The organism is Pseudomonas sp. NFACC41-3, assembly GCF_900109505.1.
Taxonomy (GTDB): domain Bacteria; phylum Pseudomonadota; class Gammaproteobacteria; order Pseudomonadales; family Pseudomonadaceae; genus Aquipseudomonas; species Aquipseudomonas chlororaphis.
In genome coordinates, this window is sequence record NZ_FOAE01000001.1 from 1,724,672 (window position 1) to 1,742,973 (window position 18,302).

16 protein-coding genes are annotated in these 18,302 nt (G+C 63.1%); 11 read left to right on the forward strand and 5 right to left on the reverse strand.

Going from position 1 to position 18,302, the window contains the following annotated elements; all coding sequences use genetic code 11:
• Positions 1-34: 34 nt before the first annotated feature.
• Entirely contained in the window at positions 35-595 is a 561-nt protein-coding gene (locus tag BMY68_RS07800) for a carboxymuconolactone decarboxylase family protein (RefSeq protein WP_009044043.1), read from the reverse strand.
• Positions 596-699: 104 nt separating this feature from the next.
• On the opposite strand from BMY68_RS07800, the gene BMY68_RS07805 reads away from it, so the two are divergent.
• Positions 700-1,623, forward strand: a complete 924-nt coding sequence (locus BMY68_RS07805) for an AraC family transcriptional regulator (protein ID WP_085530753.1) — start codon at positions 700-702, stop codon at positions 1,621-1,623.
• A 36-nt stretch (positions 1,624-1,659) separates the two neighbouring features.
• Here BMY68_RS07805 and BMY68_RS07810 read toward each other — a convergent pair whose 3' ends face one another.
• Positions 1,660-2,607 carry an ABC transporter substrate-binding protein gene (locus tag BMY68_RS07810; RefSeq protein WP_085530752.1) on the reverse strand — a complete coding sequence of 316 codons (948 nt, stop codon included), beginning with the start codon at positions 2,605-2,607 and terminating at the stop codon, positions 1,660-1,662.
• A gap of 336 nt (positions 2,608-2,943) precedes the next feature.
• Between BMY68_RS07810 and BMY68_RS07815 the strand changes: the two genes are divergently transcribed.
• The 5 genes from BMY68_RS07815 to BMY68_RS07830 all read left to right on the forward strand — a co-directional run bounded on the left by BMY68_RS07815 (position 2,944) and on the right by BMY68_RS07830 (position 6,519).
• On the forward strand, positions 2,944-3,936 hold the full coding sequence (locus tag BMY68_RS07815; RefSeq protein WP_085530751.1) for an aliphatic sulfonate ABC transporter substrate-binding protein: 993 nt from the start codon (positions 2,944-2,946) through the stop codon (positions 3,934-3,936).
• A 64-nt stretch (positions 3,937-4,000) separates the two neighbouring features.
• On the forward strand, positions 4,001-4,849 hold the full coding sequence (locus BMY68_RS07820) for an ABC transporter permease (protein ID WP_085530750.1): 849 nt from the start codon (positions 4,001-4,003) through the stop codon (positions 4,847-4,849).
• An 18-nt stretch (positions 4,850-4,867) separates the two neighbouring features.
• Entirely contained in the window at positions 4,868-5,581 is a 714-nt protein-coding gene (locus BMY68_RS07825; RefSeq protein WP_085530749.1) for an ABC transporter ATP-binding protein, read from the forward strand.
• Between the two features lie 132 nt (positions 5,582-5,713).
• Positions 5,714-5,875: a hypothetical protein gene (locus BMY68_RS29840; protein WP_175534815.1), complete on the forward strand. Its 162-nt coding sequence runs from the start codon at positions 5,714-5,716 to the stop codon at positions 5,873-5,875.
• A 62-nt stretch (positions 5,876-5,937) separates the two neighbouring features.
• Positions 5,938-6,519 (forward strand): helix-turn-helix domain-containing protein, encoded by a 582-nt coding sequence (locus tag BMY68_RS07830; protein WP_172962996.1) that lies wholly within the window; start codon positions 5,938-5,940, stop codon positions 6,517-6,519.
• Between the two features lie 49 nt (positions 6,520-6,568).
• Here BMY68_RS07830 and BMY68_RS07835 read toward each other — a convergent pair whose 3' ends face one another.
• On the reverse strand, positions 6,569-7,525 hold the full coding sequence (locus BMY68_RS07835) for an SDR family NAD(P)-dependent oxidoreductase (protein ID WP_085530747.1): 957 nt from the start codon (positions 7,523-7,525) through the stop codon (positions 6,569-6,571).
• Between the two features lie 123 nt (positions 7,526-7,648).
• Here BMY68_RS07835 and BMY68_RS07840 point away from each other — a divergent pair, with 123 nt between their 5' ends.
• The gene (locus BMY68_RS07840; RefSeq protein ID WP_085530746.1) at positions 7,649-8,599 is read left to right on the forward strand and encodes an AraC family transcriptional regulator; all 951 of its coding nucleotides are present in this window, start codon (positions 7,649-7,651) and stop codon (positions 8,597-8,599) included.
• A 58-nt stretch (positions 8,600-8,657) separates the two neighbouring features.
• Here the strand turns inward: BMY68_RS07840 and BMY68_RS07845 are convergent, their stop codons facing one another.
• Together BMY68_RS07845 and BMY68_RS07850 are read right to left on the reverse strand one after the other, a co-directional pair.
• Entirely contained in the window at positions 8,658-9,167 is a 510-nt protein-coding gene (locus BMY68_RS07845) for a hypothetical protein (RefSeq protein WP_062825983.1), read from the reverse strand.
• Positions 9,168-9,549: 382 nt separating this feature from the next.
• Positions 9,550-9,765, reverse strand: coding sequence for a TOBE domain-containing protein (locus tag BMY68_RS07850; RefSeq protein ID WP_009044054.1), 216 nt, complete (start codon positions 9,763-9,765; stop codon positions 9,550-9,552).
• Between the two features lie 203 nt (positions 9,766-9,968).
• Between BMY68_RS07850 and BMY68_RS07855 the strand changes: the two genes are divergently transcribed.
• The 4 genes from BMY68_RS07855 (at position 9,969) to BMY68_RS07870 (ending at position 18,262) form a co-directional block, all read left to right on the forward strand.
• Positions 9,969-10,790, forward strand: a complete 822-nt coding sequence (locus BMY68_RS07855; protein WP_085530745.1) for an aldo/keto reductase — start codon at positions 9,969-9,971, stop codon at positions 10,788-10,790.
• Between the two features lie 147 nt (positions 10,791-10,937).
• Entirely contained in the window at positions 10,938-13,760 is a 2,823-nt protein-coding gene (locus tag BMY68_RS07860) for a response regulator (RefSeq protein WP_085530744.1), read from the forward strand.
• A complete protein-coding gene (locus tag BMY68_RS07865; protein ID WP_085530743.1) occupies positions 13,747-14,937 on the forward strand; it encodes a response regulator cyclic di-GMP phosphodiesterase PvrR in 1,191 nt (396 codons plus the stop codon). The genes BMY68_RS07860 and BMY68_RS07865 overlap by 14 nt, the downstream gene beginning before the upstream one ends.
• Before the next feature lie 112 nt (positions 14,938-15,049).
• The gene (locus tag BMY68_RS07870; RefSeq protein ID WP_085530742.1) at positions 15,050-18,262 is read left to right on the forward strand and encodes a hybrid sensor histidine kinase/response regulator; all 3,213 of its coding nucleotides are present in this window, start codon (positions 15,050-15,052) and stop codon (positions 18,260-18,262) included.
• The last annotated feature ends 40 nt before the right edge of the window (positions 18,263-18,302 follow it).

The window sequence follows — 18,302 nt, forward strand, 5'->3', positions numbered from 1 at the left end:
GCCCAACGGCCGTGCCTTGAATCAAGCCGCTGCATCATTGCTGCGGCGCTTGCCAGCGGTACTTGGCCAGTTCCGGGTTCAGCGGCGTGCGGGCGAACACGTTGGCGAAATTGCACAGGGTCGCCAGGCTCACCCCGAGTATCACTTCCAGGGCATTACCCTCGCTGTAGCCGGCGGCCTTGAACGCCGCGAACGTCGGCTCGCTGACGTTGCCACGGGTGGCGATCACCTCGGCGGCGAAGGCAGCCAATGCCTGCAGTTTTTCCTCCGGCAAGGGGCTGCGCTCACGCAACGCGCTGATCACTTCGTCCGGCAGTTTGGCCTTGTTCTGCGCCACCGCAGTGTGCCCGGCCACACAGAAATCGCAACCGTGGGTGGTGGCGGCCACCAGTTGCACCACCTCCCGTTCGGCCAGGCTCAGCTCGGCCTTGCCATTGAGCGCCGATACCGTAACGTAGGTCTCCAGCGCCGCCGGGGCATTGGCCAGGATGCCCAGCAGGTTGGGGATGAACCCCGAGTTGTTCTGGGCGTTCTGCAAAAACGGCCGGGCCGCTTCGGGAGCGCTTTGCAGGCTGTGTAGAGTGATGCGCGACATGCGGTGGACTCCTGCTGTGTAGGTGTCCGGCCAGTCTGTTGGTTATAAGAATTTCGATCCATATTCTAAAGTAGCGATTACTTGCTCCTGAGTGTTTCCATTAGATGATTTCGTCCAGCCCACTGGTTGATTGGTTATTAGAAAGCCTCGAACTCGACGCCAGCCTGTTCCATGTCGGCCGCTACTGCGGCGGCTGGCACGCCAGCACCCACGGCCTGGCCCGGGCCAGCTTCCACCTGATCGTGCAGGGCCATTGCTGGCTGCATATCGAGGGCCATGAGCCGGCCCAGCGCCTGAATGCCGGGGATGCGCTGTTCCTGCTGCGCGACCTGGACTATCGCCTGTCCAGCGCCGAAGCGCATGGCGTCGCCCTTGAACTGCCACGCAGGGCCATGCAGGCGCTCGACGCTCACGCACAAGATCAGGCCGAGGATGGCGTGGGCCTGGTCTGCGGTTTCTTTCACTTCAGGTCCGGGTTGTCGTCGCTGATCATCGACGGCCTGCCGGACTGGATCGTGCTGCGCGCCGGCGACCCGTCCCTGAGCGCGGCCCGGGCCCTGTTCGAGCTGATCCTGCAAGAGTGCCAGCGCACGCCCGCGCCCTCCTCGGCGCTGCTGGAGCGCCTGAGCCACCTGCTGTTCCTCTATGTGCTGCGCCAGCAGGTGGCCGATAACCAGGGCCTTGGCGGGCTGGTGGCGCTGGCCCGGCACCCGGCCTTCGCCGCGCTGCTGGAACAGCTGATCGAACACCCCGAACAACCCTGGCCCCTGGAAAGCATGGCGGCCTGCACCGGGCTGTCGCGCTCGGCCTTCTTCAAGCGCTTCAACGAACTGGCCGGGCAATCCCCGGGCCAGGTCCTGCTGGCGCTGCGCATGCGCCATGCCTGCCAGTTGCTCAAGGCCAACCACACCGTGGAACAGGTCGGCGCGGCAGTGGGTTATCAATCGGTCGCGGCCTTTACCCGCGCCTTCGCCAAGGCCGTGGGCGTGCAACCGGGGGCTTATCGGCGCCAGCACGAAGGGCGTTGAATGCGCCGGGGCCTGTGACCTGGCCCCGGCAAGGCGTCACTGGCTCAGGGCCTGGGTAAAGGAAGTGTCGACAACAGTCGCGGTGGCCAAGGGCGCCGGCAGCGCCTTGACCTTGAACAGGAAGTCCGCGGTGCTTTGCAGGTCGGCGGCGGCCTGCCGGTCCACCGGGCCGACGCTCATGTGCGCCTGGCGCAGCCAATGGCGCGAGACGTTCGGATCGAGGTTGGCCTTTTTCGCCCACAGGTCGGCGTACTGGTCGGTGTGGCTGTCGACCCAGGCGCGGGCCAGTTTCAGGCGGCCGAGGAAGTCGGCGATGGCTTCACGCTTGCTGTCGATGGCCGGGGTCGAGGCGGCGATGGCGCTGAGGCCGGGCATCAGGTTCTTCGCGGTGAGGATCGGCCGCGCGCCGGAGAACAGGATCTGCTGCGAAATATAGGGTTCCCACACCGGGAAGGCGTCGATGCTGCCCTGGGGCAAGGCCGCGGCGGCGTCGATCGGCATCAGCTTGATGAACTCGACATGGTCCTCCGGCAGGCCGGCCTGCTCCAGGGCGCGCAGGGTCAGTTGCTGGCTCCAGGCGCCGGGCCAGTAGGCGACTTTCTTGCCCTTGAGGTCGGCGATGGTCTTCACCGGCGAATCCTTGGGCACCAGCAAGGCGATGGTGTCCGGGTTCTGCCGCGAGACGCCGATCAGCTTCACCGGCGCCTGCTTCGCGGCGAGGAACAGAAAGCCCGAATCGCCGAGAAAGCCCAGGTCCAGGGCCCCGGTATTCAGCGCTTCGGCCAGCGGTGCGGCGGCCTGGAAGTGTTTCCATTCGACCTTGTAGGGCGCGCCTTCGAGCACACCCGAGGCCTCCACCGAGGCGCGCACGTTGTAGTAGTTCTGGTCGCCGACCTGCAGCACCAGCGGCTCGGCGGACTGGGCCAGGGGCGCCGCGAACAGGGTGCTGAAGAGCAGACGGCGCAGGCGTCGGGAGAGCGTCATGGGAAATTCCTGGATGATTGGAAAAGCGGATTTTCTAGAACATAACGCTCTTAGAATCCACTTTTGAAATTCTGTTAACGCATAAGCTCATAGCCGCTTTTGCACCCGCGCCAGAAGGCTGTTGGTGGAGAAACAGCGCGGCAACAGACTGTTGGCCAGGCAACATCGCCAGAGGCTTTTTTCCTGTTGGAACACCTTGAAACCGCCCTTCCCCGGCTATGGCACAGAGCCTGCAATATTCCTTTCCGGCAGGATTTATTCCAGTCGTCCGCGACTTTTGAAATAAGGAGCGGAAATAACAACATTGCCCTCTCGCCGCCTTGTCCGGAGCCCTCCATGAAACCCGTCTTGCGTTTCCCCCTGGCTCGCGCCAGATACCTGCTCAGCGCCTGCGTCCTGGCGCTAGGCCTGCAACCCCTGGCCCAGGCCACGGAAAACCCGCCGGCCGAAGTGCACCTGGACTACGCCTATTACTCGCCGGTCAGCCTGGTGCTCAAGCACTTCGGCTTTCTCGAAAAGGCCCTGCCCCAGACCAAGGTCGGCTGGGTTCTCAGCCAGGGCAGCAACCGCTCCCTGGAATACCTCAACAGCGGCGGCGTCGACTTTGCCTCGTCCGCCAGCCTGGCGGCGGTGCTGAGCCGGGCCAACGGCAGCCCGATCAAGTCGGTGTATGTCTATAGCCGCGCCGAATGGACCGCCCTGGTGGTGCGCAAGGATTCGCCGTACCAGACAGTCGCCGACCTCAAGGGCAAGAAGATCGCCGCCACCAAAGGCACCGATCCCTACCTGTTCACCCTGCGCAGCCTGCAACAGGCCGGGCTGAAAAAAGACGATGTGGAACTGGTACACCTGCAGCATCCGGACGGTCGCACCGCCCTGGAAAAAGGCGACGTCGACGCCTGGGCCGGCCTCGACCCGCACATGGCCGCCAGCGAAGTGCAGGCCGGCTCGCGCCTGCTGTACCGCAACACTGCCTTCAACAGCTACGGCGTGCTCAGCGTCACCGAGCAGTACGCCAAGGAGCATCCGCAGACCATCGCCAGCGTGATCGCCGCCTACGAGCAGGCCCGCGAATGGTCGGTCAAGCACCCGGACGAGCTGGCCAAACTATTGGCCGACGAATCCGGCCTGCCGTTGGAAGTGGCCCGGCTGCAACTGTCGCGCACCGACCTCGGCAACCCGCGGTTGAGCGCCGAGGATGTGCTGGCCTCCAAGGCCGCCGCGCCGATCCTGGTGTCCGAGGAACTGGTGCGCCGCGGGGTGAACGTGGACCAGGTGATCGACCAACTGCTCGACACCGGCGTCAAGCAGGCCGTGGCCCGTCAATAACCTACCGCCCAGGCGACGACCGAGCCCGCGCCTGGCGCGGATTCGGCGTTGCCGGAGAATCGCCATGAGCAGCGACAGCAACAACCTCTCGACCCGCCTGGCCCTGTCCGCGCCGGGCAAGCTCCCACGCTTCAACCCCGCCCGCTGGCGCCTGCGCCTCAAGGGCCTGGCCCTGCCGGTAGTGATCATCCTGCTACTGGAGTTCGTGGTGCGCATCGGCTGGCTGCCGTCGTACCAGATGCCGGCCCCCAGCGAGATCGCCCTGACCCTCGGCGACCTGGCCGAAGGCGCGCTGTGGAAACACATCGGCGCCAGCCTGCTGCGGGTGCTGCTGGGCTTTGCCATCGGCGCCGGCCTGGCGCTGGTCTTCGCCGCCTGGGTCGGCCTGAGCCGGGAAGCCGAGGCCTACCTGGAGCCGACCTTCGCCGGCCTGCGCTCGATCCCCAGCCTGGCCTGGGTGCCGTTGCTCCTGCTGTGGCTGGGCATCGACGAAACTTCGAAGGTGGTGCTGATCGCCATCGGCGCCTTCTTCCCGGTGTACCTCAATGGCGTGGCGGCAATTCGCGATATCGACCGCAAGCTGGTGGAGGTCGGCCACATGTACGGTTTCGGCCGGCGTCGGCTGGTGCGGCGGATTCTCCTGCCGGCCGCCCTGCCCGGGCTGTTCACTGGCTTGCGCAGCGGCATGAGCCTGGCCTGGATGTTCCTGGTGGCCGCCGAACTGATCGCCGCCACCAAGGGCCTGGGTTATCTGCTCAGCGACGGCCGGGAAACCTCGCGGCCGGACATCGTGCTGGCGGCGATCATCGTCCTCGCGGTGCTGGGCAAGCTCAGCGACGGCCTCCTCGCCGGCCTGGAAAAACGCTTCCTGGCCTGGCGCGACACCTTCAATGGCCAAGGCCGCAACGACTAACGCACAGAGGATCGGGCCATGACCCAAGCCCTGCTGGACATCCACGTGGAGCGCAAGACCTTCGCCGCCACCACCGTCCTCCACGATATCCACCTGCAATTGCAACCGCGGGAAACCGTGAGCCTGCTGGGCCCCAGCGGCTGCGGCAAAAGCACCCTGCTGCGCATCGTCGCCGGCCTGGAGAAGGACTTTCAGGGGCAACTGCGCAGCCACACCGAGCGCCTGGCCTTTGTCTTCCAGGAACCGCGGCTGATGCCCTGGCTGACGGTGGAACAGAACATCGGCTTTGGCGACGACGCGCATTACGACCGCGCCTGGGTCGCGCAACTGATCGAGGAAGTCGGCCTTGCGGATTTTGCCCAGGCCCTGCCCAAGGCGCTGTCCGGCGGCATGGCGCAGCGGGTGGCGATCGCCCGCGGCCTGTACGCGCGGCCACAGGTGCTGTTGCTGGACGAACCCTTCAGCGCGGTGGACGCCTTTACCCGGATGAAACTGCAGGACCTGCTGCTGCAACTGGCCGAGCGTCACGCCATCGCCCTGCTGCTGGTGACCCACGATGTCGACGAGGCGCTGTACCTGAGCGACCGAGTGCTGGTGATGGACAACCGCCCCAGCCGTATTCGCCAGGAACTGGCGGTGCAACTGAGCCACCCGCGGGACCGCCGCGACCCGCTGCTGGCCCGGCTCAAGGCGTTGTCCCTGACCGAATTGCACAAGGCCCATGTGATTTGAGCGGGCTTTGCCACGGCCCGGCACCTAAGAACACAAAGGAATTAATAAATAAATAATCAGTATTTATGGTTATAAATATAACCACGTACTCTCAGCTCATCCCGCCCATTGGTCACGACAGTGAAGTGCCTTATGAAACCGACTGACAGCGTTATCGACTTCGCCCAGTTCCGCAAACGCAAGCAGGCCCAGCAACTGGCCCGGGCCATGTGGGAGATGTACGCGCGCAATGCCGGTTACCAGGCGTTCCAGTGGGTTCAGGCGGCCCGGCCGACCAGGACCTACCACGCGTGAGCGCCCAGGAACCCTCGCGCTTTCTGGCGAGCGCCGACGAACCCGGCCTTGATTTGACCCACCTGGAGACTCAGGAAGAGGACCCCATCAGCGAACGGGTCGCGCAGAACCTGCAACGCCTGCGCAGCAAGCGTCATCTGTCCCTGGATGCCCTGGCCCGCCAGTGCGGGGTCAGCCGGGCGATGCTGGCGCAGATCGAATCCGGGCGCAGCGTGCCGTCGATCAAGGTGCTGTGCAAGATCGCCAAGGGCCTGAAAGTGTCGGTCGCGGCCTTTCTCGAACACCGCGCCTTCGAAGGCGTGGCGGTGCTGCCGTCGAGCCGGAGCAAACGCCTGGTCAGCGCCAACGGCGCCTTTGTCAGCCGTGCCCTGTTCCCCTTCGACGTGGCGCGCCAGTCGGAATTCTACGAACTGCGCCTGAGCCCGCTCGGCGAAGACCAGTCCGAAGGACACGGACCGGGGGTCCAGGAAAACCTGGTGGTGTCCCAGGGCGTACTGGAAATCAGCGTCAACGAGGAGCGCTACCTGCTCTCCACCGGCGACTCGATCCTGTTCTACGCCGACCAGCCGCACCGCTACCGCAACCCCGCCGACAGCGAGGCGGTGGCCTACCTGGTGGTGACCTACCCGGAACGCCTGGACTGAAGGTGGAGTTGCGCCACGCAAATCTCTACCGCGAAAAACACACCACGGCTCATGAGAAGGCATCCACCCGGGTCAGTTCGGCCGACAGGCGCCAAAGACGTTCGGCCTGTTCCGGATCGACTGCATGGGGCCTTACACCAACGAACGACGCCGGCTCGCTCTCGTCGAGCCTGGCCACCTCGCAGTCTTCGCAATACAACCCACCCAGGCCATCCAGCTTCGGCGATGTCGCAGCCCAGACCTGGGTGGCGGCGCCTTGCCGAGTGTTCTTGAAGGCCGGGTTCGCCGGATTGCCCTCGGCGTCTATCCAGCCCAGGGCGAGCATTTCTTCCTTGGGCAGGTAACGCTGCAGAGGTGTGGCGATCATGCCGGGGTGCAGAGAGAACGCCCGCACGCCCTGCTCGCGCCCCAACCGGTCCAGGTGCACGGCGAACAGCGCGTTGGCGGTTTTCGACTGGCCGTAGGCAAGCCACTTGTCGTAGCCCCGATCGAACTGCGGGTCGTCCCAGCGAATGGCGGATGAGTGATGGCCCGCGGAGGACACCATCACCACCCTGGCGCCGCCTTGCAACGCCGGCCAGAGCCGGTTGACCAGCGCATGGTGGCCCAGGTGATTGGTCGCGAACTGCGCCTCCCAACCGGGTCCCACTCGGGTTTCAGGGCAAGCCATGATGCCGGCGTTGCCCATCAATATGTCCAGGTGCGTGCCGCTCGCCAGAAACGCCTCCGAGAAACGCTTGATGCTCGCCAGGTCGGCCAGGTCCAGCCCATGCACCTCGACATTGGCGAGACCGGCAACCCGGGCCTGGGCCGCCTGGCGATCGCGGGCCGCCACTATCACCCGCGCCCCGGCGCCGGCCAGCGCCCGAGTGGTTTCCAGGCCCAGGCCGGAATGCCCTCCCGTTACCAGAGCCGTGATTCGGGAAAGATCGAGGCCTTCGAGTACCTCGGATGCCGTCGAAGCTGCGCTGAAACCGGAATGAACAGGCGTCTGTCTATGGGTCATTGCAATGTCCTTTACGAATGGAAACCAAGCTGCCAATTTGAAGCGCTTTCATTCTGCGAGCCCGAACCTGGAGCGTGAATGCAATGGCGTCCTACTTTCTATCGAGAGCGTCCGGTTTGATACATGGATCCCCTATCAGAAGTCCTCACCCAGCTCAGTAGCCAGCATTCCTTTTTCGGTGGTTTGAAAGCCGGCGGCGACTGGGCCGTGCGCTTCCCGGCGCCGGAAGGCGTCAAGTTCAACGTGCTTGTGCGGGGGGCTTGCTGGCTGGCCGTGGAAGGAGAAGCAGAGCCGATATGGCTGCAAGCAGGCGACTGTTTCCTGCTATCCCGTGGGCGCCCCCTGTTGATTGGCAGCGATCTTTCGCTGCCAGCGATCGCTGCCGAGGAGATCTACCCTCACGCCGTTAACGGCGTGGCGCACTGCGGCAGTGATGAAGATTGCTTTCTGGTCGGCGGGCGTTTCGCCTTTGGCGACGAAGCCGAGCTTTTGTTCGACAGCCTGCCACCGGTCGCGGTGATCAAGAGCGAGTCGGACCAGGCATCCGTATTGCGCTGGGCCTTGCAGCGGCTGGCGCACGAACTCTCCACCCCATCCCCGGGCGGCGCCCTGATGGTCCAGCACCTGGGCCACATCATGCTGGTGCAGGTACTGCGCATTTACCTGGAGCAGGAAGGAGGCAATACACCGGGTTGGCTCTCGGCGCTGTCCGAACCGCGTATCGGTGCCGCCGTTCAGGCTATTCACACCCGCCCTGCCCAACGCTGGACGGTCGAGGCCCTGGCCAGAGTGGCGGGTGTCTCGCGCTCGACGCTGGCGCTGCGTTTCAAACAGGCCGCCGGCTTTTCGCCCCTGGAATACGTGTTGCGTTGGCGCATGCAACTGGCGACCCGGTCCCTGCGCAACACCCACCTGACGATTTCCTCGATCGCCCAGGCCCTGGGCTACGAGTCCGACAGCGCGTTCAGCAATGCCTTCAAGCGCATCATCAAATGCTCGCCACGGCAGTACCGGGAACGAGCAAGGGCCGTCGCCCAACCCCAGGGGGAATCCGAAGTTCGAGTGGGTGCCTGAAATAAAAAAACCCGGCGGGATCGTCCCGGCCGGGCTTTTTCTGTGCCGCTGCGAGAAATCAGCAGGTGCAGCACATCATTGGCATGCCGTTGCAGCTCATCATCATCGGCATGCCGCAGTCGTTCATCATCTTCATCATCAGGGCGCAGCAGCTTTTCATCATGTCCATGTTCATGCCGGCCATTGGCATGATCTTGCACATCATGCAGTCGGCCTCGACGGTGCACTCCATCACGCACTTCATCGATGGCATCGGCATGCCCATCATCGGCATTGGCATCATGGCGCCCATCATCGGCATGGCCATGCTCGCCTGGGACATGCACATCATGCTCATGTTGGCGCAGTGCATCATCATCGGCATGCCGCAGTTCATCATCATCTGCATCATTTGCGCGCTGTTCTTGAACATGGCCATGTCCATGCCCGCGGCCGGCATCATCTTGCACAGCATGCCGTCGTCCATCATTTCGCAGCTCATGGTCGCCATCATCATCGGCATGCCCATCATTGGCATCATCGGCATGTTGGCGTTCATCGGCATTTGCATCTGCATGGCATTCATCATGGTGAAACTCCCTAAGCGATTCGATAGTTGGACGAAGCTGATGGGGCGGATTCTAGGGAGTGGCGAACGCCGCACAAGATGCCGATCGAACAGCAATCGCGGCTGCCGGGACAGCTTCAGCGCAGCCGCTCGCGCGGGATTTTCCGCTTCAGCAGCCGGATGGATTTCATGGCGGACGGGAGCAGGACAACAGCGTGTTTTCCGCTGCGATGGATATGCGCGAATCAGCGCATCCCATAACCCAAAGAAATAATCATTCTAAAGAGGCCCGACTTTTCTCGGGAACAGGCGGCTTGCCAGCCTCGCCGGTGCCCTGTGGCAGGGTTCGGCGAGGGTCGCAAGCGCGGTGCGGGGCATGACGCGGGGGGCGGGATCGCGAATCTCAGAGCTTGGCGATCGACACTTCGGTGGATTTGACGAAGGCGATGACCTCGCTGCCGACCTTCAATTCCAGGTCGCGCACCGAGCGCGTGGTGATCACCGAGGTGACGATGCCCGAGGCGGTCTGCACATCGATCTCCGAGACCACCTGGCCTTCATGGATCTCCTTGATGATGCCCTTGAACTGGTTGCGAACATTGATTGCCTTGATGGTCATGATGGGCCTTCCTGTCTGGGGTGGGCACTGGCACAGCGCCGTGCAGGCCTCTAAGGTGCCCTGTGTCTTTTCATATTAAAAGGAATAAATAGTAGTTATTTTATTCCTTAAATGAATATGAGAGTTTCTCCCGCCTCTTCGTTACCTTGACCGGCCCCCGCGCCTTTGCTTCTCTGGATCCCTAACCCTTTCAGGAGATTGTCATGCGAACACTCGAGCTGGCGGGCGTACCCGTCCCGGTGATTGGCCAGGGTACCTGGCGCATGGGCGAGGAGCGCCACCAGCGCAACGCCGAGATTGCCGCGCTGCAGGCTGGTATCGAACGGGGCATGAGCCTGATCGACACCGCCGAGATGTACGCCGAGGGCGGCGCGGAGGAAGTGGTTGGCGCCGCCATCACCGGCCAGCGCGACCGGGTGTTCCTGGTCAGCAAGGTGTACCCGCACAACGCCAGCCGCAAAGGCATTCTCCAGGCCTGCGAGCGCAGCCTGCGGCGCCTGGGTACCGACTACATCGACCTGTACCTGCTGCACTGGCGTGGGCAGTACCCGCTCGAGGAAACCGTGGAAGCCTTCGAGCGCCTGCGCGAAGACGGCAAGATCGGCCGCTGGGGCGTTTCCAATTTCGACCTCGATGACCTTGAGGAACTGGCGAGCCCGGCCTGCGCCACCAACCAGGTGCTGTACAACATCGAGGAACGCGGCATCGAATTCGACCTGCTACCCGCCGCGCGACAACAGCGCTTGCCGCTCATGGCTTACTGCCCTATCGCCCAGGCCGGCAAGCTGCTGCGCCACCCCACCCTGCAGCAGGTCGCCGACCGCCATGGCGTGACCACGGCCCAGGTCTCGCTGGCCTGGGTCCTGCGCCAGGACGGCGTGATCGCCATTCCCAAGGCGGTACACCCCGAGCATGTCCGGCTGAATGCCGAGGCGGCCGGGTTGCGCTTGCACGACGAAGACCTGGCGGCCATCGACCAGGCCTTCCCCATACCACTGCGCAAGCAGCGACTGGCAATGGTCTGAGCCGCTGTCGCGAGGCATGCCCCACTGAAAAAACCTGGCGCCCGTGCCAGGTTTTTTTCGTCGTGTATCAGGCTGGAAGCGGCGAAATACCGCGACTTTAAGGATCGTCCTATCCCGGATTAATGAGGGTTTATTTAGAGTGGGTCAATGAGATTAAAGACCTACCTTCATCAGATCAGTCCCCTATTTTCCAGTCCTGAAGCCGCCAGCAGGTTGCTGCGTCTTTTCGCGCTCATTCTTTTGGTCGGCATCCTTGGCGCCGTCTACAACTTCCTCAATTCCACCCTCAGCAACGACATTTCCCGGCGCCGCGGCTACATGAGCAGCGCCATCGCCGAAGCCCAGACCTTCTTCACCAGCCGCGAGGCCTTGCTGGAAAGCCTCAGCCTGTCCGCGGTGCGCCGATCCAAGCAGGTCCAGGGGTATCCGCCTTCCAGCGAAGAACTGCACCTGCAACTGGGCGACATCGATGATCCGTGGAGCATCTGGCTGAGCCAGCGCATGCGCGAATACTTCAAGGCCAAGCAGGTCAACCTGCTCTATGTAAGCCCTGGCCCCGAGGCCCGGGTCATGCGCCTCTACAGCAGCAACCCGACCTCCCCCAACCTGCCCAGGACCATCCTCTCCAAGCTTGAGGTCCTGAACCATGGGGAGCATCCGGACACCGACGAGCTGTGGCTGACCGACCCGTCCACGCAGACTTCGCAGCTGTACATTTTCACCCGGCTCGACGAGCGCACCGATGACTCCGGCTGGCTGGGCCTGGAAATGGATGGGCGGGAAGTGCTCAAGGCCCTCAGCGACCAGAGCGCCGGCGAGTTCATGATGTTCAACTCCGAAGGCGCGCTGCTGTTCACCAACACCCCGGCCGGGCGCCTGGGGCAGGCCCTGCAGCAACTGCAAGGCAGCAACTTCTTCGGTTTTGTCGGCAGTGGCTGGTGGCCCGATCACCTGGTGATCCGCAAGCAACTGATGACCTCCGACTGGCAACTGGTCTACTCCTTCAGCCTGCAGTCCCTGCTGATTGCGCTCTGGCCACAGCTGGCCGGCGCCCTGGCGTTCTGCCTGTTCAGCATCAGCCTGATCTGCCTGCTGACCCGCCGCATCGAGCACCGTTTCATCACCCCTGCGCTGAGCCGTATCCAGGCGCTGGTCGAGAGCGAGCTGTTCAGCCGCGACGTGATCCAGACCGCGCCCGTGGCCTTGTGCGTGCTGCGGCGTACCGATGGCCAGGTGGTCCTGGAGAACACCCTGGCGCAGCAGTGGCTGGGCGACGGTATCGAACGGGAAATACTCTGCGCCGGCTGGATCCAGCAAGCTTTCAAGAGCCACGAACCGAACCGCTTCGACTACTTCGAGACCACCGACGGGCGTCATCTTTACCTGAGTTCCGCGCCCACCCGCTACAAGGGCGAGGACGTGTTGTTCTGCGCCTTCAGCGACATCAGCGCGCGCAAGCAGGTGGAAGCCGCGCTGGAAGAAGCGCGGCAGATGGCCGACGCCGCCAACGAAGCCAAGACCCTGTTCCTCGCCACCATGAGCCATGAAATTCGCACCCCGCTCTATGGCGTGCTGGGGACCCTGGAGCTGCTCGCGCGCACTCAACTGGATACCCAGCAGCGCGATTACCTGCGCGCCATCGAGTGTTCTTCCTCGACCCTGTTGCAGCTGATCTGCGATGTGCTGGACGTGTCCAAGATCGAGGCCGGGCAACTGGCCCTGGAGCTCAATGAGTTCTCGCCACTGGACCTGGTCCACGAACTGATTCAGGGCTACTCCGCGGCGGCGTCGAACAAGGGCCTGCTGCTGTATTCCTGCGTGGACCCGCAAATCCCCGAGCGACTGATCGGCGACGTCACCCGGATCCGGCAGATCCTCAGCAACCTGCTCAACAACGCGGTGAAGTTCACCGACCTGGGGCGCATCGTGCTGCGGGTCAGCCTGCTGAGCCGCGATGGCGAGCGCTCCAGCATCCTGTGGCAGGTCTCCGACACCGGCAAAGGCATTGCCCAGGATCATCAGCCGTTGATCTTCGAACCCTTCTATCAAACCGGCGGCAACGCCAACGTGGTGGCGGGTACCGGCCTGGGCCTGCCTATCTGTCAGCGTCTCACGCAATTGATGAACGGCAGCCTGCGCATGGTCAGCGAACTGGGGCTGGGCAGCAGCTTCTCCCTCACCCTGCCCCTGGAAGCGGCGATCGATGGGCCGGTCACCCTGCCCGCCACGCAGCTGCTGCCGGAAACCATCTATGTGATGTCCAGCGTCCGCGAGCTGGCGGAATCCATCGGCGGCTGGCTGCGCCAATGGGGTGCTCGGGTGCAACTCTGCCATCCCTCGAAGATCGCGCCGACCAGCGATTGCCTGCTGGTCGAGGTTCACCCCGGCGAACTGGAACAACGCCTGCAGCCCGACTGGCCCGGTCCGCTGATCCTCGCCACCGGGGCAGGCAACAACGAACCGCAGGTTCGTGCCGGGTGCTGGCATGTGAACCTGAACCACCTGCGTTCCATTCATCAGGCGGTCAGCCAGGCCCAGGGGCTGTGGGTGGCCAAGGCCGAGAATCACAACGAACACTGGACGTTGAAGCAACTGAACCTGAACGTGCTGGTGGCCGAAGACAACGTCATCAACCAACTGATCCTCAGGGATCAGCTGGAAGAGCTGGGCTGCAGCGTGGAGCTTGCGTCAAACGGCGAGGAAGCCCTGTCGATGTGGGACCCCGAGCGGTTCGATCTGGTCCTCACCGACGTCAACATGCCCATGATGAATGGCTATGAACTGGCCAAGGAGTTGCGACGCCGTGGCTGTACGGTCCCGATCATCGGTGCCACGGCCAACGCGATGCGTGGAGAAGAAGAGCAATGTCTGGCGGCCGGAATGAACCATTGCCTGGTCAAACCTTTTGCATTACGCGCCCTGTTCAATTACCTAGCGCCCTATGAAAGAGCGAAGAATGAAGCCCTGTAGCATATTGATCGTTGAAGACCATCCCTTCCAGCACATGTACCTGCAACATCTGTTCGGTGAGCTGGGCCCCTACTACCTGGAAGGCGCCCGGGATGGCGAAGAGGCGCTGGAACGCTTGAAATGGCGCAAGTTCGACCTGGTGCTCACCGACCTGTTGATGCCGGGAATGGATGGCGTGCAGTTCATCCAGGGACTGGCCGCCCTGCACTCCAAGCCGGCGCTGGCGATCATGAGCTCGGCTTCGCGGCGCATGCTGATGAGTGCCAGCCTGGTTGCCAAGAACCTCGGGGTGAAAGTCATCGGCCTGATCTCGAAACCGGTGAACCTTGCCGCCTTGCAGACCCTGACCACTCAATTGAGCATTTCGCAGCCGAGCTCGCCGCGCCCCTTGCCCACCTCCATGCTCAGTCGGGCGGCGCTGGCCCAGGCCATCGAGCAAGAGCAGTTCGAAGCCTGGTTCCAGCCCAAGAAATCACTGTTCAACGGTCGCATCGTCGCCGCTGAAGCCCTGGTCCGCTGGATGCATCCGTCACAGGGCATGCTGCTCCCCGACACCTTCCTGCCCGCCCTCAAGTCCTTCGACCTCGAGGAGGACCTGCTGTGGCTGGTCCTGCGCCAGGCGATCCAGGCCCAGGCACGCTGGCGCCAGCAGGACTACGACATTCCGGTGTCGATCAATCTGCCGACCCATCTGCTCAACAGCCACGACCTGGCGGACCGCCTGTTCGACTTTGTCATGGAACACCAGGGAGTACCGGGGCAGATCTGTTTCGAACTCATGGAGTGTTCGGTGCCCCAGGACATCAGTAACTTCTATGCCGGTGCCTGCCGCTTGCGCATCAAGGGCTTCGGCCTGTCCCAGGACGACTTCGGCAAGGGCTACAGCTCGTACATGAACCTGGTTTCCACCCCGTTCACCGAACTGAAGATCGATCGCGCCCTGGTCCAGGGATGCCACGCCAGCGAAGAACTGACCAAGGCCCTGACCAGCATCATTGCCCTGGGTCGCCAGCTGGGCCTGACCGTGGTGGCCGAAGGCGTGGAAAGCGCCGAGGAGCTGGCGCTGCTGCGCAAGATCGACTGTAGCCAGGTGCAGGGTTTCCTGATCTCTCGCGCAGTCCCCTCCGAACAGTTTCAACAGTTGCTGGTGAACGACGGTCCAGCCGCCAGTTATTGACCCGAGGACATCCGCCCCTTCAGGATTACATGCCCCACATCACTGACAAGTCGTTGTTTAAAGGTAAAATCCTCAAGGCTTCGACTTTTTCATGCTTTTTTGGATACCAGTGATGAACCACCAGGACACGCTCATCGAGAATCTGAAACGATACTCGACTCGCCTGAACAAGGGATTGTTGATTTTCCTCGGCTTGACCCTGTTGTTGATCGCCATCAGTTACTGGTCGTCGCACAAGCTGCTCGAAGAACAACACGGCAGGTTCAAAGCGCATTTTGCGCGGATGATGGAAGACATCCGCGAACATGAAGACTTCCTCCGGGGCGTGGCCGTACAAAGTAGCAAGATCCCCCTTCACGCCAACGACTCGGTTTCATACCTGAAAAGCGCCTTGCCCGAAGAGGGGCCGCACAACTACCTGGGCCAGGAGTTTGCCTTTTCCACGCCCTTCAGCCTCTCTGTCAATCACCAGAGCGTCGAGCCTGACACCTTGGCCCGGCTGGCCGACCTGGGAGAGCACCTGACCGACTATTACAGCGCCTTCTGGTCCACTTCCCACTACCAGTCACCGCCGTTTTTCCTGTTCGATGCCGTGGGCAACTTCAATATCGGCATTCCGGCCGCCGGGCATTCACGCGACCCGCTCTGGAAAAACGACACCCCCAACAAGACCCTCGTCCTGCAAACGCTCAAACATCTGCTGGCGAAAGATTCGGCACGGGCCGATGGCGTGGTCGATTGGCAACCCCTCGTCCCCCATCAGGCCAACGAGGCGCCCGTCCGGCTGCTGGCTTATGTCAGCACCCATCTCGGGCCGCAATGGTCACGAGTCCAGGACAGCGGCAAGCAGATCGGCGTCGCGTCGCTGTTCAGCATGGATCTGGTCAATGACATCAAACGACTCATGCCGTGGTCGACCTATGACCATGTCGCCCTGGTCGCCCCCTCCGGAAAGGTGCTGAGCGGTTCGCTGCAACCGGGCGTCGTGCTGCATGACGGGCTGAACATCACCAGCGACGGCATGGTCTTCAAAGTCTCGAGCCATTCCGCCGAACCCTGGAGCGCCCTCTACACCATCGGTTTCAAGAGCTACTTCAACTACACCCTGTGGCCCTTGCCGGTCTTGCTGGCCCTGCTGATCGGCGGCATTGGCTGTGGCTGGCTGGTCAGTCGCCGGTATCAGTCGCGTATCGTCAAACCGGTCTACGAGGCTTACCAACGCACCGCCGAGAGCGAGGCCTTCAGCCGGGCCGTGATCGATAGCGCGCCCACCGGCCTGTGCGTGGTGCGTCGCTCGGACTTCAAGGTCCTGCTGGAAAACCGCAAGGCCCAGCAATGGCAAGGCAGCACAAAACTGCGGATGGCCCTGGAGAGCCGGCAGGACCTGTGCGTCGCCGGTGAAACCCGGCTGGACATCGACGGTACTCACCTGCAGGTAGGGTTCGTGCCCACCCGTTACCAGGGCGAGGATGCCTTGCTCTGTGCCTTCCACGACGTGACCAGCCATATCGAGGGCGCGGCCATGCTGGAGCAGGCGCGACGCTCCGCCGATGCGGCGAGCGAAGCCAAGACCCTGTTCCTCGCCACCATGAGCCACGAGATACGCACCCCGCTCTACGGCGTGCTGGGCACCCTGGAACTGCTCGGGCTGACGCGCCTGGATGCCCGCCAGCGCGAGCACCTGCAAACCATCCAGCGCTCGTCCAGCACCCTGTTCCAATTGATCAGCGATGTCCTGGACATTTCCAAGATCGAATCCGAACAGATGGCGATCGAGTCCCAGGCGTTCTGCCCACTGCAGATGATCGAGGACACGCTGCACGCCTACAGCGTCTTCGCCGAAAACAAAGGCCTGCTGCTGTATGCCTGTGTCGATGCGGCGTTGCCCGACCAGTTGCTGGGCGACCCGGTACGGATCCGGCAGATCCTCAGCAACCTGCTCAGCAACGCCATCAAGTTCACCGACACCGGGCGCGTGGTATTGCGCGTCAAGCTCCTGCACTGCGTGGATGGCCAGGCCAGCCTGGAGTGGCAGGTCACCGACTCCGGTATCGGCATTTCACCGGCGCAACAGGAACGCCTGTTCGACACCTTCTACCAGGTACGCGACGCCTCCAGCGAGGCCGGAGCCGGACTTGGCCTGGCGATATGCCGCTGCTTGACGGAAATGATGGACGGCCAGATACGCGTGGTCAGCGAGCCGGGCCTGGGCAGCAGCTTCTCGCTCCGGTTGGGGCTGAAGGTCATGCCGGGCGCGCTGGAAGGTTGCGCGGACATCCTGCCGAGCACCCAGGCGGTGTATGTGCGGGCTCCCGCCGTGGAGCTGGCGCAGAGCACCAGTGACTGGCTGAATCGCCTCGGCGTGGTCGCCAAGCCGTTGCCGGCCTTTGTCGAAGAGTCGCGCCAGGCCAACCTGCTGGTCGATGTCCAGCCCTCCGACAGCCTGCCGGCCTGGGCCGGGCCACGGGTCCTGTGCGTCGCCGGCGAACACCCGCCACCGCCACCGCGAGGTTGCACCGTGGATGCCCATGATGTGCGGGCCATCGCCAGGGCCGTGTCCCTGACCCTGCACGGGAAAACCATCGCGCCCGCCGCTCCCGAATGCGACCTGAGCAGCAGGCTCGGCCTGCATATCCTGGTGGCCGAGGACAACGCGATCAATCAGGCGATCATCAAGGAGCAACTCGAAGCCCTGGGCTGCACGGTGACCGCCGCCTCCAATGGCGAAGAAGCCTTGCAGCTCTGGCAGCCGCAGGTGTTCGACCTGGTGCTGACCGATGTGAACATGCCGCTGCTCAACGGCTATGAACTGACCCGCGCCCTGCGTGAGCGTGACCGGGAGACTCCGATCGTCGGGGTCACGGCCAATGCCATGCGCGAAGAAGGCGCCCGCTGCATGGCTGTCGGCATGAATGCCTGGCTGGTCAAACCCTTGAGCCTGCAGACGCTGCACCAGTACCTGTCGAATCTCTGCGCGAATGCGCCTGCCCAGGAACCGCAACCGATGATCGATGCAACGCCTTCCCCCGCGACCGGCGACACAATGATCGAGCTGTCCCCGAAAATGCGTGAGCTGTTCATTACCACCATGCGCCAGGATGTCCAGAGCGTGACCGACGCCCTCGACGCCCAGGATCCCAAGCGGCTCGCCGAACGGCTGCACAGCGCCGCCGGGGCGCTGGGTGCCGTGCAGTTGAGCGGGCTGGCGAAAAACTGCGCCGAACTGGAATCCCGGATACTGCAAAGCGCGATCACCTCTTCCGTGACCCTTGAGGTGAAAAGCCTGATACAAAGCTTGACGGATATTCTTAATGCACTTGAATGAGACGCGACAAGATTTGATGAGCGCAATCCTTTACTCTTTC